We start from the raw sequence: 25,385 nt of genomic DNA, 5'->3' as shown, positions 1-25,385 counted from the left end.
TGATCGAAAACATGTCACATCGTAGCACCGTCCACGAAGTGCTCAGTGTCGTGTTCCAAGTCCGTGTCTTCGACGAGGGCGAACCGGCCGAGCTCGCAGTCCTGTTGTGGCAGCGCGCGCGCTCCCCCGAGAGCGGCACGTGGTCGCTACCCGGAGGCACCCTGGCCGACGACGAAGACCTGCCGACGTCGGCCCGCCGTCTGCTCGCAGAGAAGGTCGACGTGCGCGAAGTCGCGCACCTCGAACAGCTGTCGGTGTTCTCGGATCCGGACCGGGCACCGGGGCCGCGGCGCATCGCGTCCACCTTTCTCGGTCTGGTTCCGATCGTGGCCGATCCGCAGCTGCCCGTCGACACCGCGTGGCACCGCGTGTCGGCGTTGACCGACATGTCCTTCGATCACGGCACCATGGTGCGGCACGCGCGCACCAGGCTTGTGGCCAAGCTGTCGTACACCAACATCGCGTTCGCGCTGGCGCCGACGGAGTTCACTCTGTCCACCCTTCGCGACATCTACTGCGCCGCACTGGGTTACCAGGTCGACACGACCAACCTTCAGCGCGTACTGAGCCGGCGCGGGGTGCTCGAATCCACCGGCACCACCGCTCCCCCGGGCCCGTCCGGTGGGCGCCCGCCCACCCTCTATCGGTTTCGCGAATCGGCCCTGCGTGTCACGGACGAGTTTGCGGCTCTGCGTCCACCGAACTGAGGTCCGATCTCGCGCTCTCGTGGTCCTCCATGCTCTCGTCGACGTCACCGCGCAGATCGTCCGACCGGCTGAGCGAAGCGAGTACCACCACGACGAGAGCGACGACGAAAGGCTGCACGAGAACCGCGACGGGCGTGGACAGTCCGGGTGCGAACGAGATGACATCGCCCACCGGCGGGGAAACGGCGTGTGGATGCAGCAAGCGTCCGACACCCAACCCCACACCGGCAGCGACGACGGCACCCACCAGCGACGACGCGACAAGCGCGATCGTCGTCGCAGGCCCGCGGACTGCCGTGACGATCCAGCTCCCGACCGCGGTGACCGCACCCAGCGCGATCGACATGCACACGAACAACGCGAGTGCGTCGAAGCGGTGCGCACTCTCCCCGGTCAGCAGGATCCCGCGGTTTTCCTCGACCACCATCAGGTGCTCCGTGGGCGCCAGTACACCCCACACCGCACCGGCGAGGGCGCTGACGATCACGACCGCTGCCACCAGGATCGGTATCGGTCGACGCGCCGCATGTCTCACCTGCACCACAGTCACCCGGACCACACTACTGTCGGCCCGGCACGCGACGGGCGCCGCGTTATGGTGGTCGCCATGCAGTTGCGCAGGCAGGACGTCGTCGTCGGCGCTATGGCGATTCTCGACGAGTACGGTCTGGCCGACCTGACGATGCGCCGTCTCGCCGCCTCTCTCGGTGTCGGGCCCGGCGCACTCTATTGGCACTTCCCGAACAAGCAGGCGCTGCTCGGCGCGGTGTCGGATCTCGTTCTCGCGCCGGTGGGTAAGCCGCTCACGACGTCCACGTGGGACGCGCGCGTCGGCGAAGTGGCCCACCGTCTGCGCGACGCCCTGCTGGCGCACCGTGACGGAGCCGAGGTCGTCGCGTCCAGCCTCTCGGCCCGGACCGTCACGTCCACGGTTCGAGACCAGGTGAGCGAGACCGTGGCCGCGGCGGGGCTGGGTGCCTCGGACTCGTCCTCCGCTGCCGACACCCTGCTGTACTACGTACTCGGCGCCGCCCTCGACGAACAGGCACGACTGCAATTGGACTCCGCGGGGGCGCTCACCGAGTCCGCGTCACCCTTGGCCGAATCGCCCTCGGCTGCAGAGCGATTCGGCTTCGGCCTCGAACTCTTTCTCGACGGTGTGCGCCACCGCGTCCACGCGCTGCGCTGACCGCTCAGAGCAGTCCGAGCTTCGTCAGGTCGGTGACGTACTTGACGATCAGCTCCTGCGAGAGATGCGGAATGTCCCGGTCGGCACCGATCTCGTTGCGGCGAACCGCAGATCTGAACACCTCCGCCGGAATTGCGGATCCCGGAGCGGGTTCCGCCGGCTGGGCGTATGCGTGCATCAGCGGAAGCAGCGAGTGCTGCTTCTGCTTTTCCGGCATCGCCCTGATTGCGGTGTCCAGGCGGGAGAACCATTCGTCGTAGTCGTCGATGCGGGTGATCGGGTACCCGGCATCGATCAACCAGTCGACGAACGTGTCCAGGGAAATTCCGTCGTCGTGCGGATTCGTGACGTCGTACGTGACGTGTCCCTCGGTGATGTGACCGCCGAGTTCCGCGATGGCTGCCGCGGTGAAATCGGCGGGGAGACCGTCGTAGTGGGCCTGTGACGCGTCGGCGGTGTAAAAGGAGGCCGGTGCGATCCCGGTCGCCACGACGCTGAGGATCAGACGGGTGAACACGTCCGGAACGTTGAGCTGACCGCCGTAGGTGCTGTGAGCGAGGATCATGTCCGACCGGAAGACGGCAACCGGGAGACCGCAGAGATCGTGCGCTTCCCGCAGAAGAACTTCGCCGCCCCACTTGCTGTTGCCGTATCCGTTCGCGTACGAATCGTCCACCACCCGTTCAGCGCTCACGATCCGGATGTCTCCGTCCTCCTCGAACGTCGACGGGTCGATCTGCGATGCGACGGCGACCGTGGACAGATAGTCGACGGGCTTGATCTTCGACGTCAACGCCATTCGGATCAGTTCGGCGGTGCCGACCACGTTCGGTCCGAACATCTGGTTGTACGGCAGGACGTGATTGACCAGCGCTGCGGGGTGAACGATCAGATCGACGGTGTCCGCCAGGCGCTTCCAGGTCTGCGGGTCCAGTCCCAGGTTGTCGTCGCCGATGTCGCCTGCGATCACCTCGAGGTGTTTCGCCGCCAGATCCGCGTAGTGCGCACGCAACTCGTCGTCGCCGCTGTCGAAAGCGTCGTCGAGTCGGCGGCGGGCGGCGGCCGCGTCCGCTCCGCGCACCAGCGCGATCACTGTGCCGCCGGTTTTCGCGACACGCTCAAGCCACTCGAGGCAGAGGAAGCGGCCGAGGTACCCGTTGCCACCGGTCAGGAGCACCGTGCGGGGGTCACCGCTCGGCTGGGGCAGAGACGGGGCCGCCCGCAGGGTGCCCTCGTCGATGAACTTGTCCAGCGTCAGATCCGTTGCCGAGACCGACGTGCTGCCCGCCCCGTGTACCGAGGCGAACGACGGTCGCTTGGCACCCGTTCGGCGCTCGCTGTCGATGTAGTCGGCGAGACGGCTCAGGTCGTTGGCCGCACTGACGATGACCCCGACGGGCACCTCGACCTCGAAGATGTCCTGGAGCAGCGTGGAGAACGTCAGCGCAGACAACGAGTCACCGCCGAGGTCGGTGAAGTGCGCGTCGGGAACGACGTCCGCCTCCGCGCACCCGAGGAGCGCACGCGCCGCGCGCACCACGGTGTCCAGGGCCGGACCGTCCGGGTCGCTGGTTCGCAGGGACTGCATTTCGCGTTCCTGACCGTCCGCGAGTTCGGAGTAGAGCCGTTCGAGGCTGTCCCCGTACCGTTCCTTCAGCTTGGGCCGCAGCAACTTTCCGACACCGGACAACAGCCCGTTGTCCTGAGTGAACGGCTCGGTCTCGACGATGACGTCGCGGGGAATCTCGTACGAATTGAGAGTCTCTGCTGCCGCGATGGACTGGAGCGACTGCAGGATCGCGTTCTTGTCGACGTTCGGGTCGGTGGGTACGACCACCGCCAGCAGGTACGAGCGCGCACTGTTTCCGTACACGAATATCTGTTGCACCAGTGGGCTGTTCGCGTAGTCGGCTTCGAGCTTCGACACCGCCACGAACTCGCCCTGCGACAACTTGAGCACGTTCTTGCGCCTGTCGACGTACACGAGCTGGTCGGGGCCGACCTCGGCCATGACGTCGCCGGTCATGTAATACCCGTCGGCGTCGAACATCTCGGCCGTGATCTCCGGTCGCTTGTAGTAGCCGGGGAACATCGATTCGGTCTTGAGCAGCAGTTCACCCCGCGGATGTGGGGTGTCCGTCGCGAAGTATCCGAGCTCGGGGACGTCGACGAGTTTGTAGTCGATCACCGGCGGGCGCTGAATTTCCTGATCCACCAACACCATTCCGGCCTCGGTGGAGCCGTATCCTTCACCGAGGTCGAGGTCCAGGCACGACGAGACGAAGTCGGCCATCTCGGTGGACAACGGGGCGGTGCCGCACGTCGCGGTCAGCACTCGGCCTCCCAGAACGCGTTCGCGAATGTCCTTCTTGACCTGTCGTTCGAGTTCGGCGTCACCGAGGCTCTCCCCGGCGCGGCGGTCGACCTCGCTGCGGAAGAGCTGAAACACCATGTCGCACACCCGAGGTACGAAGTTGAAGGCCGTGGGACGGATCGACGCGATGTCGTCGAAGAGTGTGGAGAGGTCGCTCTTGGCTGCGAAATAGGCCGTTCCGCCCGACGCCAACGTCATGGCGAGCCAGTGCCGCCCGTACAGATGACTCATCGGCATGAAGTTGATGTGGATGGCCGGGATGGTCTCGTCGTGACGCCGGTCGAGAAGGGTGGACGGCAACCAGGGTGTGACGAGCATCCGCTCGGTGTACATCGCACCTTTGGGGGCGCCGGTGCTGCCGGACGTGTAGAAGATGGTGGCCAGCGGGTTGTCGTTCTCCTCGGGTACGAACAGCGGCGGCGGATCACCCGCCGATCCGCGCTCGACGACCTCGATGAGGGACTCCAGAACAACGCCGGCCGGAAGCCGGTCGCGGGCGGCCTCGAACGCCTCGCGCTGGTCGTCGTCTTCCGGGTAATAGTCGAACACCACCACGCGCTCGGGCGCCGTGCCCTGCGCGATGGCGTCCACCGCGGTGTCCAGCTGGTCGATACTCACCGCGAAGGCGGTGGGTGCCACCTCGGCGATGATCGGCGCCAGCTGCGCGGCCGGCGCGCTCGTCTGAAGCGGGACTGACACGGCGCCGAGGCGAATGCACGCGAGGTCGAGCGCGGTGTAGTCGCTGCTCGTGAATCCGAGAATTGCCACGAACGAGCCTGCAACGGAACCGATGTCGTCGCTCCACGAGCGAGCGATCGCGGCAACCCTGCGCTGCAGATCGCGATAGGTGGTGGTCTCGAAGTCGTCGAGCAGATGCATCGAGGTTCGACCGGTAGCGGAATCGGTGACGAACTCGCGGCGGCGCTGCCCCAGCGCGGGGCGGTCGGCGTAACCGGTCAGGACGGTCTCGACGACCTCGGCCAGGCGCAATCCCGGCTCCGATGCGGCGCGAGCCACGTCGGGCCGCGGCATGGCGGCGGCGAATTGCTCGTCGTTTTCGAACAGCTCTGCCGTCCGGCGCGCGAGGCGCTCCTCGCGGTCGTCCGCCGAATGCAGTGTTTCTGTGGAGATCTCGGTATCCAGCTGCGTGTCGATCGTCACGATGCCCCCTCGTTTACCAAGTCTTTAGATGTGTTAATGAGTAACGCTAACTATATTCGGGGTCCTCGGCCGATCGGATCGATGTGACAAGCACCACCCCCTCGATGTGCCTCTCGCGGGCTCGTTCGGGCCACGTGACCTGCGGCAACTGCGCCGAAGCGTCGCCCGGGCCGAGGCCGGGATAGGGTTTCCACCATGTCCGTCGACCGCACCACCGACCCACTCGTGATCCCCACATGGCCCGGTAGTGCTTACCCGCTGGGTGCGACCTACGACGGCGCGGGCACCAATTTCGCGATCTTCTCCGAGGTTGCCGAGAAGGTGGAGCTGTGCCTTATCGATCCGGACGGAACGGAAACCCGCGTCCGGCTCGACGAGGTCGACGGATACGTCTGGCACGCCTATCTTCCGTCGGTTCAGCCCGGCCAGCGCTACGGATATCGCGTACACGGACCGTGGAACCCCGGTGCGGGGCAGCGATGCGATCCCAGCAAACTCCTTCTCGATCCGTACGGCAAAGCGTTCGTGGGCGCCTTCGACGGTGACCGGTCGCTGTTCAGCTACGACATCGACATTCCCGCGCAGAAGCCGGACGCCCCGGATCCGGCCGAGATTCACCCCGGCGAGGTACACCCGGCCGGACCCGCGGGCTCGGCAGTTGCGTCCATGACGGTGGACGCGACCCGCGCGAACGTCCCGACCGTGGCCGCACCCGTCAAGGAACCCGCCCCCGTCGAGGCTCCGGAACCGGTGACCGGTGACAGCTCCTTCCCGCAGCACGACTCGCTCGGTCACACGATGACGACCGTCGTGGTCAATCCGTTCTTCGACTGGCAGAACGACCGCTCGCCGCGGCGGCCGTACAACGAGACGGTCATCTACGAGGCGCACGTCAAGGGCATGACGATGACGCACCCGGACATCCCGGAGGACATGCGCGGAACCTATGCGGGACTGGGTCATCCGGCCATCATCAATCACCTCGAGAAGCTCGGGGTGACAGCCATCGAACTGATGCCGGTGCACCAGTTCATGCAGGATCAGACATTGCTGGACAAGGGTCTGCGCAACTACTGGGGCTACAACTCGTTCGGTTTCATGGCTCCGCACAACGAGTACGCATCGTCCGCGCTGGCAGGTTCGGCGGTCTCGGAGTTCAAGACCATGGTCCGTTCGTTCCACGAGGCGGGTATCGAAGTCATCCTCGACGTGGTCTACAACCACACTGCCGAGGGCAATCACATGGGGCCGACCATCGCGTTCCGCGGAATCGACAACGCCGCGTACTACCGCCTCGTGGACGACGATCCGTACTTCTACATGGACTACACCGGAACGGGAAACAGCCTCAATGTCCGGCATCCCCACACGCTGCAACTCATCATGGACTCGCTGCGTTACTGGGTCACCGAGATGCACGTCGACGGATTCCGCTTCGATCTGGCGTCGACACTGGCTCGTGAGCTGCACGACGTCGACAAACTGAGCGCGTTCTTCGACCTGGTGCAGCAGGATCCGGTGGTCAGCCAGGTCAAGCTGATCGCCGAGCCGTGGGACGTCGGCGAGGGCGGGTATCAGGTAGGAAACTTCCCGAGCCTGTGGACCGAGTGGAACGGCATGTACCGCGACACCGTCCGCGACTACTGGCGCGGTGAGCCGGCCACCTTGGGCGAGTTCGCATCTCGCCTCACCGGGTCGTCCGATCTGTACGAGAACACCGGTCGGCGTCCGGGCGCGAGCATCAACTTCGTGATCGCGCACGACGGCTTCACCATGGCGGACCTGGTGTCCTACAACGAGAAGCACAACGACGCCAACGGTGAGGACAACAACGACGGCGAGAGCCACAACCGGTCGTGGAACTGCGGCGTCGAGGGCCCCACCGACGATCCGGAGATCGTGTCGTTGCGCGCCAGGCAGATTCGCAACATGCTGGCCACTCTGATGCTGAGCCAGGGAACGCCCATGCTCGCGCACGGCGACGAGATGGGCCGCACCCAGCAGGGCAACAACAACGTCTACTGCCAGGATTCGGAACTGGCGTGGGTGGATTGGTCGCTGGCCGAGAAGAACGCCGATCTGGTCGACTTCACCGCACACGTGATCGCGCTGCGCAACGACCATCCGGTCTTTCGTCGGCGACGCTTCTTCGAGGGCCGACCCATTCGCAAACTGGGCCAGACGCGCGACATCGCCTGGCTCACGCCGGCGGGCGAGGAGATGACGGAGGAGGACTGGGACAGCGGATTCGGTAAATCGCTCGCCGTCTTCCTCAACGGCGAGGGCATTCCGGAACCGGACGTTCGCGGCAACCGAGTCGTCGACGACACCTTCTACCTGTGTTTCAACGCCCACCACGAGCCCTTGGACTTCACCACCGTCGACGGTGAATACGCATCGGAATGGACGGTGGCGCTCAACACCGCCACACCGACCGGGCTCGAGGATCGCACGATCGTCGCGGGCACGGCCGTCGCCGTGGAAGCAAGGTCACTGTTGGTGCTGCGCAAAACTGGGTAATAGGACGCCATGGTTGCCATCACGTCCACGTACCGCCTCCAACTACGCGGCGACAGATTCACCTTGGCCGATGCAGCCGGGGTCGTGGACTACATCCACGCGCTCGGCGTCTCCCACGTGTACCTGTCCCCCATCCTGACCGCAGCCGAAGGCTCGACTCACGGATACGACGTGACCGACCCGAGGTCGGTGTCGGAAGCCCTGGGTGGCCGAGCGCAGTTCGAGGACGTGGTGAGCGAATGCCGCGCCCGCGGAATGGGTGTGGTGGTCGACATCGTGCCGAACCACCTCGGCGTGGCCGTTCCTCGGCACAACCCGTTCTGGTGGGACGTGCTCGAGTTCGGCCGGGCGAGCGAGTACCGCGACTGGTTCGACATCGATTGGACCGCGGACACCATCGCGTTGCCGGTCCTCGGTAGTGACGACGACATCGCCGAGCTCACCGTCGATCGCTCCGGCGACGAAGCGATGATCGCGTACTACGATCACCGCTTCCCCATCGATCCCGCCACCGACGACGGCTCGGAAGACGCTGCGGCACTGCACGATCGCCAGGCTTACCGACTCGTGGGATGGAAGACGGGTCGGATCGGTTACCGGCGCTTCTTCACCGTCAGCGATCTCGCGGGCGTCCGACAGGAAGATCCGGCGGTGTTCGACGCCACGCACACCGAGGTGCGCAGCTGGTTCACCGACGGCCTCGTGGACGGCCTGCGGGTCGATCATCCCGACGGATTGGCCGCTCCCGCAGATTATCTGACGCGTCTGCGCTCGCTGATGGGCGACGACTCCTGGCTGGTGATAGAGAAGATCCTGACGGGAACCGAGCCCCTGGATCCGGCGCTTCCCGTCGACGGTACGACCGGATACGACGCGCTCTCCGACCTCGGCGGCGTGTTCGTCGATCCGGCGGGAGCCACTGCGCTGGAACAACTGTCGACGACGTTCACCGGCAACCCCGGAGACCGCGCATGGCTGCACGCCACCGAGCTCGACATCAAACGCACCACCGCCCAAACCGGACTGTCCGCCGAAGTCGACCGTCTGGTGGCCGCGGTGGCGAGGGCCACGGGCCGGCCGACGGATGCGGCCGCGACACGCGACGCGGTCGTCGAGATCGTCGCCCGGATGCCCGCGTACCGCTCCGATTACGGCCCGCTGGCGGGCACCCTCGCCGGCCTCGTCGCCACCGTCGCCGAGGAGCAGCCCGCGCTGTCCGACGCCCTGACCGGCATCGCCGCCGCGATCGCCATCGGCGGCGAAGCATCGGTACGCCTGCAACAGGTGGCCGGAGCGGTGATGGCCAAGAGCGTGGAGGATTGCCTGTTCTACCGCACGTCGCGCCTGATTTCCCTGCAGGAGGTCGGCGGCGATCCCGCGCAGTTCGGCCGATCCGTGGCCGAGTTCCACATCCGACTGGCCGAGAGAGCCCGGCTGTGGCCCGCCGCCATGACCACCCTCTCCACACACGACACGAAGCGCGGCGAGGACGTTCGCGCCCGCATCGCCGTGTTGTCACAGGTCCCCGACCTGTGGACCAGGTGCCTCGCCGACTGGGAGGCCGTGGCACCGAGCCCGAACGGTACGACCGGACTGTTCCTGTGGCAGAACATCATCGGCACCTGGCCGGCGGACGGCGCCATCACCGACGAGTACCGCTCGCGTCTGCACGACTACGCCGAGAAGGCGGTCCGGGAAGCCGGGTTGTTCACCTCCTGGAACGACTCGGACGACGACTTCGAGTCGGCGATGCACACCTGGATCGACGCTGTCCTGGGCGGTCCCGTGGCCGCGTCGGTGACGACGTTCGTACAGCACATCGCGCCGCATGCGTGGTCGGACTCGTTGGGGCAGAAGCTGCTTCACCTCGTGGGCCCCGGCATTCCGGACATCTATCAGGGCACCGAGCTGTGGGAGGACTCCCTCGTCGACCCCGACAACCGGAGGGACGTGGACTACACCGCGCGCCGAGAACTGCTCGAGTCGGTCACATCACTGCCCGCGATCGACGACTCGGGCGCAGCCAAACTGTGGGTCACTCGTCATGCGGCGACGGTGCGACGGGACCGCCCGTCCAGCTTCGTCGGTGGCACGTACGCGCCGATCGTCGCGGACGGTGATTCCGCGCAACACCTGGTCGGCTTCGCTCGCGGTCCGCAAAACGCGGAACCCGACGTTCTCGCTCTCGCGAGCCGGCTCAGCCTCGCGATGTACGACACCGGCTGGCGTGAGACGACGGTGACACTGCCCGAGGGCGAGTGGACCGACCGGCTGACATCGCGGAAGTTCTCCGGCACCGTGCAGCTCGAGGATCTCTTCGAAGGACTACCCGTCGCGCTACTGGTGCGCTGACTTACCGGTGCGCTGACGCCTTCGGCGGACGAGGGATGAAGTAGCTCGTGCGCTGCTGATACTCGCGGTAGCCGGGCCGTTTCTCCATGGACTGTTCCAACAGCTTCGCGCCGGTGGCGAAGACGAGGAAGTACGTCATCGCCACCGGGGACAGCACCGTCAGTACTCCCGGCCAGTGCGCCGCGGCGACGAGGAAGATTCCCCACCACACGCACGCGTCGCCGAAGTAGTTCGGGTGGCGGGTCCAGGCCCACAGCCCTCGGTCCATGACCGTCGGCTGCTGGTCCTTCGGAAGTGTGGCCTTGTCGGCCTTGTACTTGTCCATCTGGGCATCGCCGACGGTTTCGAACGTCAGACCGACCAGCCACAGGACGACACCGATGCCGCTCACGATTCCGAACGAGCCGTGGGTGACCGCCGACACCTGCAGCGGCAGGGACACGAACCACAGCGCCAGTGCTTGCGTCAGGTAGATCTTGCGAATCGCGGTCCACACAGGGTGACCCCCGGCGCGCCCGAGCATCTCCTCGTATCGCGGGTCCTCGCCCTTGCGGCGGGAACGGCGAAACATCGAGGACGCCAGACGCAGCCCCCAGATCCCGACGAGGACGACGAAGAGAATGCGGCGCCATCCGTCACCGGTTCCCGACAGCGCGGTGGCGACGGCTACGACGACGAAGCCCAGCCCCCAAGTCACGTCGACCACGTTGTGTCGACCGATCCGGAACCCGATGATCGCCGTGACGGTCAGCAGAACGACGATGGCGAGCAGGCTGACCCCGACGACCGCGAGGAAGTCGGACCACACGAAGGAATTCATCCTTCGTCCCGCGCCGACCAACTCGGACGGACCGCCGGCATCGACGTGTGGCCGCGGCTGTCCGGCCTGACCGCCAGGATCTGATCGACGCCCATACGGCCGTCTCGGAAGGCCATCCCGCCGCCGACGAGGTAGAGCCGCCACACTCTGGCGACCTCCTCGCCCACGAGAGCAACGAGGTCGTCCCACCGATGTTCGAACGTCTCGTACCAGACGTCGACGGTGCGAACGTAGTGCTCGCGCATCGCGTGCACGTCGCGCACTTCCAATCCGCCCTCCTCGATCATGGCCACGGTCTCCCCTACCGGTCGCATGAACATGTCGGGGGCGATGAACGACTCGATGAACGGTCCGCCGCCGGGATGGTCACCGGCCTTGCGAGACATCTGCTGAATCAGGACCCGGCCACCCGGAACGATGTTGTCGTGCAACGCCTTCACGTACACGGGGTAGTTCTTCTGCCCCACGTGCTCGCCCATCTCCAGCGACGCCACGGCATCGAACGGGCCGTCCGGCACCTCCCGGTAATCCTGAATGCGAATCTCCACGAGATCGGCGAGACCGCGGTCCGCAATGCGCTTGTCGATGAAGGCCTTCTGCTCACGCGAGATGGTCACCCCGACGACCCGAGCGCCGAACTCGGCCGCTGCGTGCAGGCTCAGCGACCCCCATCCGCAACCGACATCCAGGAAACGCATGCCTCGGCGCTGATCCAGACCGACCTTGCGGCAGACCATGTCGAGTTTGTCCCGCTGCGCGTCCTCGAGGGTGTAGTCGGGCGAGTCCGACGTCCAGTACGCGCTCGAGTACGCCATGTTGGGATCGAGCACCATCTCGTAGAACTCGTTCGACAGGTCGTAGTGGTGGCTGATGGCAGCGCGGTCCCGGCTCAGCGAATGCAGGCGTCCCTTGACCTGTGCCTGCGAGACAGGCGCAGGCAACGGCCTGCCGAACGCACCGAGAGAGCGTGCAGCGCGGACCAATTCGAGGATCTTGGCGGGCGTCGGCCGCACCATGGTGAGCCCGCGGCTGTGCACGACGGACCACACGTGCGTCAAAGCCTCGCCGAGGTCACCGTCGACGTCCAGCTCCCCGGTCACGTACGCCTGAGCGGCGCCGAGTTCGCCCGGGCTCCACAGCAGTCGGCGAAGCACGTTCGGACTGGTCAAGCGAACGTGCGGCGCATCCTCGGGTCCGGCGGTCGACCCGTCCCACGCGGTCAGATGCACCGGCAGCTCGCCGCCCACCACGGGCGCCAGCAGGTCGGCCAATGTCGTTGCAACGGCGGTCATGTGGCACTCCTACGGTCGAGAGTGATCTGTTGGACGTCGATGTAACCCGACCGGAAGCCGGCCTCGGAGTAGCACAGGTAGAAGTGCCACATCCGAGCGAAGATGTCGTCGAACCCGAGCATGGCCGCTTCCTCGACACGGGAGGCGAATCGCTCGTCCCACAGCCGCAGAGTGTGTGCGTAGTGGTCACCCATCGACAGACGTTCGCGTACGCGCAGCGTGGTCTGCTTCTCGGTCACGTCTTCGATCGCCCTGATGGATGGCAGGAATCCGCCGGGGAAGATGTATTTGTGGACCCACGTGTACGTGTTGCGGGTGGCCAACATTCGTTCGTGCGGCATGGTGATCGCCTGAATCGCGACCTTGCCGCCGGGCGCCAGGAGCGAATCGATGGTCGAGAAGTACTCGCCCCAGTACTGGTGGCCGACCGCTTCGATCATCTCGACCGACACGATCGCGTCGTACTCGCCGTCGACCAGCCGGTAGTCGAGCAGATCGACGCGAACCTGGTCGCTGTAGCCGGCGGCATCGATGCGTTTGCACGCGAGTTCGAGCTGTTCGGTCGAGAGGGTGACCGTGCGAACGGTGGCACCACGAGAGGCTGCGCGGATCGCCAGTTCGCCCCAGCCGGTGCCGATCTCGAGTACGCGAGAACCGGCGGTGACTCCTGCACGATCGAGCAGACGGTCGATCTTGGCGTGCTGAGCGTCGGCGAAGTCGTTCCACGTCGGCGCCGGCGTGACGCTCGGGAACAGGGCGCTCGAGTAGGTCATCGACTCGTCCAGGAACAACTCGAACATCTCGTTGGACAGGTCGTAGTGCCGGGAGATGTTGGAGCGGGTGTTCTTCGTCGTGTTCTTCTCTGCGCGTGGCTGTTTGGGTATGTAGAGGCCGCGCAGTCGCTGCAGCCATTCCGGAACGAGGGTGGCCATGCGCGATGCGAACACGCCGAGTGCGGCGGCGAGGTCCGGCGCGTCCCAGTCGCCGGCCATGTAGGCCTCGCCGAAACCGATCAGTCCGCTGTCGCCGACACGTGCGGCGAACGCGGCCGGCCGGTTGACGATCATCACCGGGGCCAGGGGGTCGTCGGCGCCGCCGCCGATGACCTCGCCTCCGGGCATCTCGACGCGGATCGGCAATCGCGAGGCCGCGTTGCGAAACAGTGCAGCTGCCACGGGAGCCGCCAACCTGACCTTGGGGCCCGACGGAACCCGGGCGATGCTGGGCCAGCGTTCGGCGTTCAGCGCGAGGGAAGGATCAGTCACAGCAGTCATTGCACGCTCTCCGGGGTGGTGTGGACGCGACGGGGAACCACGGGGAGGCCCCGCTTCCACAATTTGATTCCTTGAAGACGGATACGAGCCGACGCCACGAGCGGCGCCATCGGCAGCGATGCGACGGTGCGCACGATCTGCCCCGTGGTGGCGGGCCGACGGGTCCCGTCGACCGTGGCCACGAACGGTGGGTGCCCGTCGCGGTGGAGCACGATGGACAGCGAGAGCTCGGCGCCCGGCTCCGGCAGGCGCATGCGGTACTCGCCCTCGACCTCGTTGAACGGCGAGACGTAGAACTCCTTCGCCGTGCGTGCCGCACCCCGCTCGTCGGTGCGGACGAGGTAGCAGTGACGCTCACCGTAAGTGTTGTGGACCTCGGCGATCACGCACGCGAGCGCGCCGTCACGGTCGTGACACCAGAACACGCTCAGCGGGTTGAAGACGTACCCGAGTACGCGGGCGGACGCGAGCATGTCCACTCGTCCACCCCGGAGATCGATTCCGTGGTCGGCGAGAAACGCATCGACGTTCTGCCGCAACGTCGCCGACGGATCACCGAGATGGTCACGCGCCTCGAAACGCGCGAAAGGCCGTAGCGGGGCGGACAATCGGGGCAAACGGTCGATATCGACGAGCCAGGAGTAGCTGCGGTAGGTGAACCTGTTCGCAATCGGACCGGTACGCACGTGCCGAATTCTGGTGTCGTACAACGCCGCCGCGGTACTCATGTCCACATTCCACCGATGCGTTCGGCGGCGCGCAACCCGGACAGCGCACCGTCTTCGTGGAACCCCCAACCGTGGTACGCGCCGGCGAACGCCAGCGTGTCCGAATCGAGTTCCGGAAGGCGCCTCTGCGCGGCGATCGAGTCCGGTGTGTACTGCGGGTGCTCGTAGTCCATCTCGTCGATGACCGACGCCGGATCGACCGAGTCCGAGCCACCGAGAGTGACGACGTATCGCGCGCCGGTGTCCGGCAGCCGCTGCAAGCGTGTCATGTCGTAGCTGACCAGAACGTTGTCCGGCTTCGCGTCGCACGAGGGCATCGAGTAGTTCCACGACGCCCGCGCACGCGGCAACCTCGGCAGGACCGACTCGTCGGTGTGCAGCTGAGCGCGATTGGGCGAGTAGGCCATCGCTCCGAGAACGGTGTGTTCGGCGGACGTCGGTTCGACGAGCATGTCCAACGCGTGTCGCGGATGGGTGGCGACCACCGCCGCGTCGAAACGCTCACACGCTTTCGACTCCACCGTGATGTCGACCGAATCTGCGTTGCGGCGGATCCGGCGAACAGGCGCGCCGAGCTCGATACGGTCGATCGCGGCCGCGACACGCGAGACGTACTCGACCGACCCTCCGGTCACCGTCCGCCACGTCGGCGAACCCTTCACCCCCAGCATGCCGTGATGATCGAGGAACGTGAACAGGTAGCGTGCCGGATATTGAAGCGCCACAACGGGATTGCACGACCACACTGCGGACACCAGCGGCGTCATGAAGTGTGCCGTGAAGTAGGGCGAGAACTCCCCCATGGCGACGAAGTCGTCGACGGTGACGGAGTCGTCGGTGTCCGGCGACGCCAGCAGTTGTCGAGCCTGGCGGTGGAATAGCGTGATCTCGCGAAGCATCGTCAGATACTTCGGACGCATGGCCGTCCTGGCCGAGGGAAACAGACCCGACACACCTTGTCCGCCGGAGTACTCGAGGCCGCACCCGTCGCAGTGAATGGACATGCTCATGTCCGATTCCTGCGTGGCGACGTTCAATTCGCGGAAGAGCCGCTGCAGGGTCGGGTACGTCCTGTCGTTGTGCACGATGAAGCCCGTGTCCACGGCGAGTGGTCCGAGCGGAGTGTCGACGACGTGTGTGTCGGCATGGCCACCGAGTCGCCGATCGGCTTCGAACAGTGTGACGTTCGCTGTCTTCGACAGGACCCAGGCGGCGGTGAGACCCGCGACCCCACTACCGACCACAGCGACGCTGCGCCGTGGTGCAGATTCAGGGGTGGTGGTCACGTCGGGCTCTTCTCTGTTGTTTCGACTCACGAGTTTCGACTCATCGGCGGGTTGTTCGTTTGTGCCGACTCACCGAGTTTTCGTAGCGCAGTTGCTCGGCGATTGGTCCACCACGAAGTCGCGTACGAGATTCGACCACCTCCACGGGGCCCGAAGCATGAAATGTCCGGATCTGGGCATCGAGATGTACCGCGCAGCGATTCCGCGGGTGGACGCTGTCTCGGTCGCAGCGCGCGACAACGCCGGGTCGGTCCAGCGGTCGGCGGTGCCGTGCACCACGAGGAGCGACTGGTCGGGCCGCATGAGCTTCGTTTCGTCGCCCGACGGCCACCACGGTGCCAGCGCCGCGATCGCGACGACGGACTTGTCGTCCGCGACGGCAGCGGCGGTTCGTCCGCCCATGGAATGCCCGAGCAGGGTGACCGGAACGTCGCCGTACCGATCACGGATCTGCGTCAGCGCCCACCGCGCATCCTGGACGGGACTCTCCTCGGCTCCGTTCCACCCGCGGTAGCGGTACTGCAACTGCAGCACGGCGGTATCGTCGAGCGCTCGGCGCAGTGAGCGAGTGAAAGGCACCATCCGCACGCTCGACAGCTGCCACGGGGTCGCGCGATCGTGGGACTTCACCTTGCCACCGTGCAGGACCAGGACGGCGGACGTCACGGGACCTCGTGTGGAGCCGTGCAGAACGGGCACCGTGTCGGTCTTCGAATTCATGGCAGTCATTCGACACCGAACGGGCCATGAGTCGGATGACGACGCGCCCCGTTGTGTGATGTCGGGAACAGAAATTCACACTGCGGTCAGGCGGCGGTCTCACTCACGCCGGACGCATCGCTCGACTCCTCGGCAGTGGGAGGGATGCGCGAGTACACCAGGCAGACTGCACCGAAGAGGAGGTAGCCGAGCGCGACCTGCGGTGACGCCGCCCAACTCACTTCGGCGCCGTGAATCAAACCGATCCACGCGAGCGCAGCTCCGACCGTTGCCGCACCCGCTGCGGCGACGAACCGCTTGTCCAGGACGAAGGTCACCACGGCGCCGAGCACGAGGCCGGCGAGAACAGCGCCCTCGCCCAGAGTCTTCAAACCGTCGTAGACCACACCGGCCGCACCCAGCTTGTCCATTCCGACCTCGGCAGCCGTGGTCCCCGCGGCGCTGAGAGCGTTGTCGATCAGCCCCGTCGCCCATTCCGCGAGGTTGGGCAGAAGCGCAGCGACGACGGCAACCGCGTGGATCTTCGGAACGGCCTGGAACGCTTGCGCACCGATGAGCAGGCCGATGTAGAGCAGGATCGGGACGATCGCCGGGATCGGCAGGAGTGTGGCGAGCAGTCCGAAGAGACCGAGGAAACACATCAGACCGACGACGACGCCGCTCGCCACCGAGTAACCGGTGCGGCCGCCCGCGTCCTTCCAGCCGGGATGACCGATGTAGACGGCCGGCGGAAACGGCGACCCGAAGGCCGACCCGACGACCGCGCCCAGCCCGTCCGCCAACAGCACGCTGCGCAAGTTGTAGTTGTCTCCTGCCGCGGCTGCACTCTCGACGTTGCTCATCGCCTCGGTGAAGTTGTAGACGCCCAGCGGGATAGCCGTGGCCAGGAGGGGTGCCAGATTGCTCAGCCCGTCCCACAACAGGTCGAGCCGAAGGTCGGGCAGACCCAGTGCCACATTGCTCGCCGCCTCGGTGACGTCCGGTACCGACATGTACCCGCCGATCCACCCGATCGCCGTGCCGACCAGCAGGGCTGCCAGACCGACCGGGACGTTTCCGGGCAGCTTCACGTCGGTGAAGAATCCGATGAGGATGATCGCGAGGACCGGCAGACCGATCCACGCCGCTTCCCACATCTGCGCCGCCGGGCGCATCGCGATGAACGTGATCGAGATTCCCGCCAGAGTGCCCAGCATGGCGGCACGCGGGGTGATCTTGCGGACGTACGGCCCGACGAAGGCGCCGATCATCACGATGATGCCGATCATGAAGGCCCACGCGAGGCCCGCTGCCCAGGCCTGGATCGCGTCGCCGGTCGCCAGGTAGACCGGCAGCATGACGACGAACACCACGATGAACATGTGCGGCACGCTCGGCCCGTACGGAAGAGCCGTGACGTCGGTTCGGTTCTCCCGCGCGGCGAGTCGCCGAGCCAGCAGCATGTAGTACAGGTTGCCCAGGATCAGCGCAACCCCGAGCGCGGGAAGAAGCGTACCCAGCACGTCGCTGCTCGGGATCGACACCACGGCGACACTGAGTGTGGTCAACGTGAGCACGTTCACGAGGATGTTGAAGCCGAGCCCGAAGAATGCGTTGGTGTCGCCCCGGGTCCACCAGGGCAGGCGGAACGGCGTCGCGGGATCGGGTGTCTGCTGCGTGGAGACGTCGACGGCCATGATGGGTTCCTTTGTCCTGGTGGAGGGTTGACCGGTGGGAGTTCTGGCGGGGAAAAGAAATTACGGCGTGGGTGCGAGCGAGGAGAGCGCAGACAGTACGGCGGCGGAATCGGCGACCCAGCCGAAGATTCCACCCTGTGCGGAGATCATCTCGAGTCCCACTCGCTGGAACTCGGGGAAATACGAACCGACACAGTCGGATACGACGAGACATTCGTATCCTCGGTCGTTCGCTTCGCGGGTGGTGGTGTGTACGCACACCTCCGTGGTGACACCCGTGACGAGAAGCGTTGTGATCGAGTCCTTCTGGAGAATCTCCTCCAGCTCGGTGGCGTAGAACGCTCCCTTGCCGGGTTTGTCGATCACGATCTCGCCGGCGACGGGTGCGAGTTCGTCGACGATGTCGTGGCCGTACTCACCCTGGATCAGGATGCGTCCGTACTTGCCCTGGTCACCGATCCGCGACGACGGGGCACCGCGATTCAGTTTGGCCGGTGGACAATCCGACAGATCGGGTCGGTGACCTTCGCGGGTGTGAATGACCGGAACTCCGGCCGCCCGTGCGCCGGCGATCAGTGCAGCCAGGGGTTCGACGACGGTGGCCAGACGCGAGACGTCGTTACCGAGACTGTCGCCGAAGCCGCCCTCGAGAAGGAAGTCTCGCTGCATGTCGATCACCAGCAGTGCAGTCTTCCCGGCAGGCATCGTGAAAGGCGTTGGAACGGCGTCGATCCGAGCAACCGCAGATCGATCGACCGCGGCCGGAGGGTGCGACACCGCAGGGACCGATCGGGACTGGCCGAGAATGCGCGCCGCGACATCGAGCACCACGTCGTCGGCCAGCGCGGGCCCGACCACCATGAGGCTCACCGGTCGACCGTCGGCTGTCGACCCGGCCGGCACCGCGACCGCCGTGAGATCGAGGAGGTTGCCGAAATGCGTGTAGTGACCCAACATCGAGTTGCACCCGATCGGGTTCGACTGCACTTCCTCGACCGTGAAGGTCGTTCCGATCGTGGGCAGAACCATCACGTCCATCTCGTTCCACAGGCGTGCGACCAGGGCTTTGCACTCCCGAAGACGCTGCTGAGCACGGAAGGCGTCGACCGCCGAGTACCCGCGTCCACCCTCGAAGATCTCTCGGACGACCGGAACGAAGGCGTCCGGCTTCTCGTCGAGAAAATCGGCGAACTCGACGAGCCGCTCGGCGACCCACGGCCCCTGGTAAAGCAACTCGCCGGCGGTCTCGAAGGGAGCGAACGGGACGGTGACCGAGCCGAAACCCAACTCCAGCAGACGATCTCGCGCCTGGAAGTGCGCGGTGGCCATCGCGTCGTCACCGAAGAAGGCCAGGTCGCCCGGATCGGGAAACCCGATCGTGATCGGGTGGCCGTCGTAGCGTGCACCACGTTCGCGTGACCACGCGTCGCGGTCGTCGACACCGGCGACGACGTCGAACACCCGATCGAGATCGTCCACCGTGGTTGCCATCAAAGTGATGCAGTCGAGCGATTTACAGGCGGGGACGAGCCCCACCGTGCTGATGAGACCGCGGGACGGCTTCCACCCGACGATTCCGTTGAGAGCAGCCGGAACTCGACCGGATCCCGCAGTGTCGGTAGCGACACAGAAGGGAACTTCGCCGAGCGCCACGGCCAGCGCGGATCCAGAGCTCGACCCACCGGAAATGATCTCGTTGCCGAACACGCTTCGCGGGATCGTGTACGGCGTTCGAGTTCCGTTCAGCCCGGTCGCGAACTGGTCGAGGTTGGTCTTGCCCACGTACAGCGCGCCAGCCTCGAGCAGGGCCGTCACGACCGGTGCCGTCTCGGAGGCGACGTAGGCGTACTCGGGGCAGGCCAACGTGGTGGGCTGCCCCGACACGTCGATGCTGTCCTTGACGCCGAACGGCACCCCGTACAGCGGAAGGTCGCGGGCGTCCGGCCTGGACTCGAGCGCACGAGCGGCCTCGAGCAACTCGGCGCGTGAGAGTGGCGTGATCCAGGTACCGTCGTCGCCGCGGCTTTCGATGGCATCGGCGACGCGCATCGCGGTCGAGGTGGGAGTAGCGCGTCCGTCGGCATGAGCGGCAAGAATGTCCGCGACCGTGGGTCCCGAACGCGGACCGGCGGCCACGTGGATGTCGCTCACCTGGTTGTCGTCGAGCGTCTCGTTCGTCATTTCGTCGATTGTCGACAGTTTCTGTGAACACGACGGTCTCGTCTTGTATCCAGCGTGTTAGCAGATGTTCTCCAAGTGCAGGTAGGTCAGCTCACCGTGGCGGCGCAGCGCCTCCACGGCCACGTCCGGATCGTTGCTCTCCACCGCTCGAAGCAGGTCGGCGTGCCGCCGCAGGCCGTCCATACGGTGCGCCACGCGCGCTTCCTCCCGAAGGTTGCGCGCCATCGGCAGCTGCAACTTCAAGATCACCGGCCCGTAAGCGAGGTCGAGCTGCGCGTTGCCGGCCAGCCCCACGATGGCCTCGTGGAATCTGCGATGCGCGACGTCCTTGGCCAGTGAGTCCTCTCGGCTGTCGGCGTCGACCATCTCCGCCAACGCGCGCCGCGGCGCCGCGAAGAACTCGTCGGGATCGCCGGTCATCGGCAGTGCGCTGGTCACCGCGTGACGTTCGAGCACCTGCCGGATCCCGAAGAGTTGCACGATGTCGGTGGGCGACCACACGACGACGCGGAACCCGCGCCGAGGGCGGTGCTCCACCAGACCCTCCTGCACGAGAAGCCGGAGCGCCTCGCGTACCGGCGCGCGGCTGATGCCGAGGCGAGAACACAGTGCTTCTTCGACGATGTGCGCGCCCGGCTCGAGCTCACCGCTGAGCACCTCCTCTCGAACGGAGTGGGTCACCATTTCGACCAGGCTCTGCGGGAGCTCGTCGCTCGTTCGAACCGAAGTCACACCGGCCAGTGTACGAACGTCGGCGCCTGAAGAATGGACCGACTCACAAGGAAAGCCCCGCCTCGTAGGAGGCGGGGCTTTCCTTGTCGGTGGAGCTGCCGGGAATCGAACCCGGGTCCTGTGTCGGTTTGCTAGGGCTTCTCCGTGTGCAGTCCGCTATGCCTCTACTTGGATCTCCAGATCTCGCAGACAAGCCTGGATGACGATCCCAGCCACTGTTTGATGTTCCGCATCACTCCGTAGCCGAGTGAATAGGTAAGCCCTCTAGCTGATGCCAGTACCCGACCCGAGGGCAAGATCGGACTGACAGACACGCAGTCGCTACTTAGGCAGCGAGTGCGTAGTCGCGCTGATTGGAATCGGCGCTTATATTTTTGCGATGACGCTTACGGTGGTCTCTCGCCTGCACCGACACGCTTCCCCTAACTAGACGCACACAGTCGAAACCGTTCAGCCCCGTGTGCACCCCGGCTCTCTGCCGGGGCTGTTCAGTGTAACGCGTCAAACGGCCCGAATCATCCGGATATCGAGCGCGTCGACTCCTCGGACCGTTCCGCCTTGCCCGTGATGTTCTCGAGCATGCCGCGGAAGATCACGCCGTGGAACGGCATGATCGCGTACCAGTAGACCCGTCCGGCAAGCCCGCGCGGGAAGAAGATCGCACGCTGCTCGTACCGCGACCGGCCGTTCCCCAGGTCGCTCACCCGCAGCTCGAGCCACGCCCCACCGGGCGCCTTCATCTCCGCCCGGAGCCGCAGAAGCGACCCGCGCTCGATTTCCTCCACGCGCCACCAGTCGAGGGCCTCGCCGGTCTGCAACCGGCGCGGGTCGCGACGACCGCGCTTGAGCCCCACGCCGCCGACGAGTTTGTCCATCCACCCACGGATGACCCAGGCAATGGGGAACGAGTACCACCCGTTCTGGCCGCCGATACCCTCGACGACCTCCCAGAGCAGTTCCGGGCTCGCGTTGCAATCACGAGCGCGCTCGTCGACGAACACGTCCTCACCCGCCCAATCGGGATCCGACGGCAGCGGATCCGACGGAGCGGTCACGTCCGACGCACTGGCCCAGGTGGTCTCGACCGTGCCCTCCTCGATGCGCCGCAGGGCGAGCCGGACGGAGTCGGCGTAGCTGGTCAACCCGCCCTCGGGAGGGGGAATGACCGCGCCGATGTCGGACTCGTGCGCGATGGCGTCGTACTGCAACGACTCGATCAGCGGCATCGCGAGACCGCGCGGAATAGGCGTGACCACTCCGATCCAGTGACCCGCCAATCTCGGCGTCAGCACGGGGAGCACGACCATGCGCCGCTTCCGCAGACCGGCCACCTCCGCGTACAGATTCATCATCTCGCCGTACTCGAATACGTCCGGGCCGCCGACGTCCCACGTTCGGCTGGTCTCGAACGGTGCGTCTGCTGCCTCGATCAGGTAGTGCAACACGTCTCTGACCGCGATGGGCTGGATCTTGTTGTGCACCCACTTCGGGGTGGTCATCACCGGAAGTCTGTCGGTGAGGTGACGGATCATCTCGAACGACGCCGAACCCGATCCGATCACCACGCCGGCCTGCAGTACGACCGTCTGCACGCCCGAATCGATCAGGATCTCCCCCACCTCGGCGCGCGAGCGCAGGTGCGGTGACAGTTCACCTTCGGTGGGGTGCAGGCCCCCCAGGTAGACGATGCGCCGAACGCCTGCGCCCTTGGCCGCCCGTGCGACGTTCTCGGCGCTCTCCCGCTCGGCCCGGTGGAAATCCTTCGTACCGCCCATCGAGTGGACCAGGTAGTAGACGACGTCGACATCGGCGAACGCCGCATCCAGCGACTCGGGGTCGCCCAGATCGCCCTTCGCGACCTCGACGTCGGCCGCCCAGGGAACGTCACGCAATTTCTGTGGTGAGCGGGCGAGCACGCGGACCCGGTAGCCCGCCTCGTGCAGTCGCGGCGCGAGCCTGCCTCCGATGTACCCGGTTGCGCCCGTCACCAGCACGCGCGTTCGGACCGCGAAAGGTTCGTTCATGCAGAGCATTCGGAGCCGCGTCAACCCGCGACCGTGATCAGACCCACCGCTCCGAGTGCGAGCGCCATGCCCACTTTCTGAATGCCGCCGACGCGCTCGCCCAGCATCACCATCGCCAGCAGCACGGTGGCCGCCGGATACAACGATGCGATCACGCTGACCAGCGACAACAGGCCGCCCTGGAACGCGTACAGCAAGGCCACGTTGGCGACGACGTCGAGGACGCTGACGAACACGGCGAGCTTCAGCACTCCCCCGCGCGGCGGTGAGAACTGCCGACGCGACAGCGCGACACCCCACACGACGGCAGTCGCGGCGGCCCGCGAGGCCACCAGCGGCCACAGACCTGCGTCCGAGTCGCCGATTCGGTCGATGGCGATGAACGCGAGCGCGAAGGCGACACCGGATCCAACGGTCAGCCACGCGACCGCCGGGGTGAACGACAGGGTCCTGCCACCGGCAACCTCACCCGCGGCGTCGTCGGGTGATTCCTTGCTCACCAGAACCACGGCGATCAGCGCGAGGGCGATACCGCCGAAGGCCAGTGCGGTCGGCCGTTCGCCGAGCGCGAGACCGACCACGACCGGTACGCCCGCGACCAGAACCGCGGTGACCGGCGAGACGATCGCCATGGGTCCGTCGGCGAGAGCGAGGTAGAACCACCACACGGCGATGCCGCCGGCGATACCCGAAGCGACGCCCCACACCATCGGTGCGAGGCTGACTTCCCCGCCGACGAACGGGGCGAGCGCACCGACGACGATCAGGGACAGTGGGTAGGACACGATGACCACACGCAGAGCCGCCACTCGGCGTGAAGCCACACCTCCCACGAAATCACTCACTCCGTAGCCGAGCGCGGCCACGAGAGCGAGAAGGACTGCGGTCAGCGCATTCCCTTGATGCGGCGGCCCATCTCGCGGGTGACCTCGCGCTCGGCGGTGCGCTTGGCCAAAGTCTGCCGCTTGTCATAGTCCTGCTTGCCCTTGGCCAGCGCGAGCTCGACCTTGACCTTGCCCTCGTTGAAATACATCGACAGCGGCACCAGGGTCAGGTTTCCCTCTCGGGTCTTGCCGACCAGATGCTCGATCTCTCGCTTGTGCAGCAACAACTTTCGGTTGCGGCGCGGCGCATGGTTGGTCCAGCTGCCCCGTGTGTACTCGGGGATGTGGAGTCCGCGCAGCCACACTTCGCCGTCGTCGACGGTCGCGAAGGAATCGGCCAACGAGGCCTTTCCGTCACGCAGGCTCTTCACCTCGGTACCGACCAGCGCAACGCCGGCTTCGTACACGTCGAGAATCGAGTAGTTGTGCCGGGCTTTGCGGTTGGTCGCAATCGCTTTGCGACCCTTCTCTTTCACAGCGGGACCTTTCCGATCATGGGCGTCGATCCATCATAAGGACGCCGGCCACCGATTTATTTCGGATCACTCCCGCACGTACAACCGGAGCGTGATGTAGGAGGTGATCGCCGCCATACCGATTCCGGCGAGGAGCAGTATCGGCGCGATCAACAACACGTCGCTCGCGGTGATGCGAGCCAGGATGTTGGCCTGATAGAGATCATCGAGCACGGAGTCGATGAACACCGACTTGGCCGTGAAGAGGGCCGCGATCGCCAGGACCGCACCGACCAGCGCGGCGACGATCGCTTCGAGAAGGAACGGCAGCTGGGTGTACCAGCGAGTCGCGCCGACCAGGCGCATGATCCCGACCTCGGTTCGGCGGGTGAACGCCGCGATCTGGACCATGTTGGCGATCAGGAGGATTGCAGCCAGTGCCTGCACGACGGCGATCGCGAACGCTGCGTTACGCACTCCGGACAGGACGCTGAACAGACGGTCCACCAACTCTCGCTGGTTCAGCACGCTCTGCACACCGGGACGTTGCGCGAACTGATCGTTGATCACGCCGAACCGTTCCGGGTCGCTGAGCTTGACCTTGAACGACGCCGGGAAGCTGTCCGGGCTGACCAGCGACGCGAGCTCCGGCTGATCCTTGAAGACTCGGTTCGTCGCGTCCGCGACCGCGTCCGCGCGATTGAGGTACTGCACGGACACGACGGCCGGCGTTGCCTCGATGTCGCGACGCAACCCGGCACAGATGTCGCCGGTGCAGTCGGGGTCCGTGGTCGAGACGTCGTCGGTGAGGAAGATCTGCACCTCGACGCGGTCGAGGAAGATCTGCTGTGTCTTTCCGGCCATCTGGACCACCAGCAGGCCACCACCGAACAGGCCGAGCGAAATCGCGGTGGTGAGAATCATCGCGATGGTCATGGTGATGTTGCGGCGCAGGCCGGTGAGGACCTCGCCGAACAGGAAACTTGCGCGCATTGTCGATGAACTTTCGT

Annotated in this window: 19 protein-coding genes, 1 other RNA gene and 1 pseudogene; 4 read left to right on the top strand and 17 right to left on the bottom strand. The window is 65.8% G+C overall.

Features of this window, described 5'->3' with window-relative positions; translation table 11 throughout:
• Nucleotides 1–11: 11 nt before the first annotated feature.
• The gene (locus tag AC59JP_RS20180) at nt 12–707 is read left to right on the top strand and encodes an NUDIX hydrolase (RefSeq protein ID WP_497327573.1); all 696 of its coding nucleotides are present in this window, start codon (nt 12–14) and stop codon (nt 705–707) included.
• Here the strand turns inward: AC59JP_RS20180 and AC59JP_RS20175 are convergent.
• Nucleotides 670–1,257, bottom strand: coding sequence for a DUF2567 domain-containing protein (locus AC59JP_RS20175; protein ID WP_497327572.1), 588 nt, complete (start codon nt 1,255–1,257; stop codon nt 670–672). The two genes, AC59JP_RS20180 and AC59JP_RS20175, sit on opposite strands and share 38 nt — an antisense overlap.
• 57 nt (nt 1,258–1,314) lie before the next feature.
• Here AC59JP_RS20175 and AC59JP_RS20170 point away from each other — a divergent pair, with 57 nt between their 5' ends.
• A complete protein-coding gene (locus AC59JP_RS20170; protein ID WP_497327571.1) occupies nt 1,315–1,896 on the top strand; it encodes a TetR/AcrR family transcriptional regulator C-terminal domain-containing protein in 582 nt (193 codons plus the stop codon).
• A gap of 4 nt (nt 1,897–1,900) precedes the next feature.
• Here the strand turns inward: AC59JP_RS20170 and car are convergent, their stop codons facing one another.
• A complete protein-coding gene (car, locus tag AC59JP_RS20165; protein WP_497327570.1) occupies nt 1,901–5,431 on the bottom strand; it encodes a carboxylic acid reductase in 3,531 nt (1,176 codons plus the stop codon).
• 195 nt (nt 5,432–5,626) lie between these two features.
• Between car and glgX the strand changes: the two genes are divergently transcribed.
• Both glgX and treY read left to right on the top strand, forming a co-directional pair.
• A complete protein-coding gene (gene glgX, locus AC59JP_RS20160; protein ID WP_497327569.1) occupies nt 5,627–7,951 on the top strand; it encodes a glycogen debranching protein GlgX in 2,325 nt (774 codons plus the stop codon).
• 9 nt (nt 7,952–7,960) lie between these two features.
• The gene (treY, locus tag AC59JP_RS20155) at nt 7,961–10,303 is read left to right on the top strand and encodes a malto-oligosyltrehalose synthase (protein WP_497327568.1); all 2,343 of its coding nucleotides are present in this window, start codon (nt 7,961–7,963) and stop codon (nt 10,301–10,303) included.
• A 1-nt stretch (nt 10,304) separates the two neighbouring features.
• On the opposite strand, the gene AC59JP_RS20150 is transcribed toward treY, so the two are convergent.
• The 15 genes and pseudogenes from AC59JP_RS20150 to ftsX all read right to left on the bottom strand — a co-directional run bounded on the left by AC59JP_RS20150 (nt 10,305) and on the right by ftsX (nt 25,368).
• Complete coding sequence (locus tag AC59JP_RS20150) at nt 10,305–11,123, bottom strand: DUF1295 domain-containing protein (RefSeq protein ID WP_497327567.1); 819 nt, start codon at nt 11,121–11,123, stop codon at nt 10,305–10,307.
• Nucleotides 11,120–12,415 (bottom strand): class I SAM-dependent methyltransferase, encoded by a 1,296-nt coding sequence (locus tag AC59JP_RS20145; protein ID WP_497327566.1) that lies wholly within the window; start codon nt 12,413–12,415, stop codon nt 11,120–11,122. Before AC59JP_RS20145 ends, AC59JP_RS20150 begins: the two co-directional genes overlap by 4 nt.
• A complete protein-coding gene (locus AC59JP_RS20140; protein WP_497327565.1) occupies nt 12,412–13,689 on the bottom strand; it encodes a class I SAM-dependent methyltransferase in 1,278 nt (425 codons plus the stop codon). The genes AC59JP_RS20145 and AC59JP_RS20140 overlap by 4 nt, the downstream gene beginning before the upstream one ends.
• Entirely contained in the window at nt 13,686–14,417 is a 732-nt protein-coding gene (locus AC59JP_RS20135; RefSeq protein ID WP_497327564.1) for a DUF1365 domain-containing protein, read from the bottom strand. The genes AC59JP_RS20140 and AC59JP_RS20135 overlap by 4 nt, the downstream gene beginning before the upstream one ends.
• Nucleotides 14,414–15,703, bottom strand: coding sequence for an NAD(P)/FAD-dependent oxidoreductase (locus tag AC59JP_RS20130; protein ID WP_497327563.1), 1,290 nt, complete (start codon nt 15,701–15,703; stop codon nt 14,414–14,416). The genes AC59JP_RS20135 and AC59JP_RS20130 overlap by 4 nt, the downstream gene beginning before the upstream one ends.
• A 69-nt stretch (nt 15,704–15,772) precedes the next feature.
• Nucleotides 15,773–16,423 (bottom strand): alpha/beta hydrolase, encoded by a 651-nt coding sequence (locus AC59JP_RS20125; protein WP_497327562.1) that lies wholly within the window; start codon nt 16,421–16,423, stop codon nt 15,773–15,775.
• An 86-nt stretch (nt 16,424–16,509) separates the two neighbouring features.
• The gene (locus AC59JP_RS20120) at nt 16,510–18,099 is read right to left on the bottom strand and encodes a SulP family inorganic anion transporter (RefSeq protein ID WP_497327561.1); all 1,590 of its coding nucleotides are present in this window, start codon (nt 18,097–18,099) and stop codon (nt 16,510–16,512) included.
• Between the two features lie 60 nt (nt 18,100–18,159).
• On the bottom strand, nt 18,160–18,804 hold the full coding sequence (locus AC59JP_RS20115) for a cysteine hydrolase family protein (RefSeq protein WP_497327678.1): 645 nt from the start codon (nt 18,802–18,804) through the stop codon (nt 18,160–18,162).
• Between the two features lie 54 nt (nt 18,805–18,858).
• Nucleotides 18,859–20,280: pseudogene (locus AC59JP_RS20110) on the bottom strand (allophanate hydrolase); the annotation flags it as partial.
• 57 nt (nt 20,281–20,337) lie between these two features.
• Nucleotides 20,338–20,964, bottom strand: coding sequence for a GntR family transcriptional regulator (locus AC59JP_RS20105; RefSeq protein WP_497327677.1), 627 nt, complete (start codon nt 20,962–20,964; stop codon nt 20,338–20,340).
• Between the two features lie 135 nt (nt 20,965–21,099).
• Nucleotides 21,100–21,470: a transfer-messenger RNA gene (gene ssrA, locus AC59JP_RS20100) on the bottom strand.
• A gap of 57 nt (nt 21,471–21,527) precedes the next feature.
• A complete protein-coding gene (locus AC59JP_RS20095; RefSeq protein ID WP_497327560.1) occupies nt 21,528–23,036 on the bottom strand; it encodes an SDR family oxidoreductase in 1,509 nt (502 codons plus the stop codon).
• A 20-nt stretch (nt 23,037–23,056) separates the two neighbouring features.
• Entirely contained in the window at nt 23,057–23,926 is an 870-nt protein-coding gene (locus tag AC59JP_RS20090) for an EamA family transporter (RefSeq protein ID WP_497327676.1), read from the bottom strand.
• Entirely contained in the window at nt 23,923–24,396 is a 474-nt protein-coding gene (gene smpB, locus AC59JP_RS20085) for an SsrA-binding protein SmpB (RefSeq protein WP_497327559.1), read from the bottom strand. Before smpB ends, AC59JP_RS20090 begins: the two co-directional genes overlap by 4 nt.
• Nucleotides 24,397–24,462: 66 nt before the next feature.
• Nucleotides 24,463–25,368 (bottom strand): permease-like cell division protein FtsX, encoded by a 906-nt coding sequence (gene ftsX / locus AC59JP_RS20080; protein ID WP_497327558.1) that lies wholly within the window; start codon nt 25,366–25,368, stop codon nt 24,463–24,465.
• Nucleotides 25,369–25,385 lie beyond the last annotated feature (17 nt).

The organism is Rhodococcus sp. 320_ES (assembly GCF_059691855.1).
This window is presented reverse-complemented; position numbering and strand designations above follow the sequence as displayed.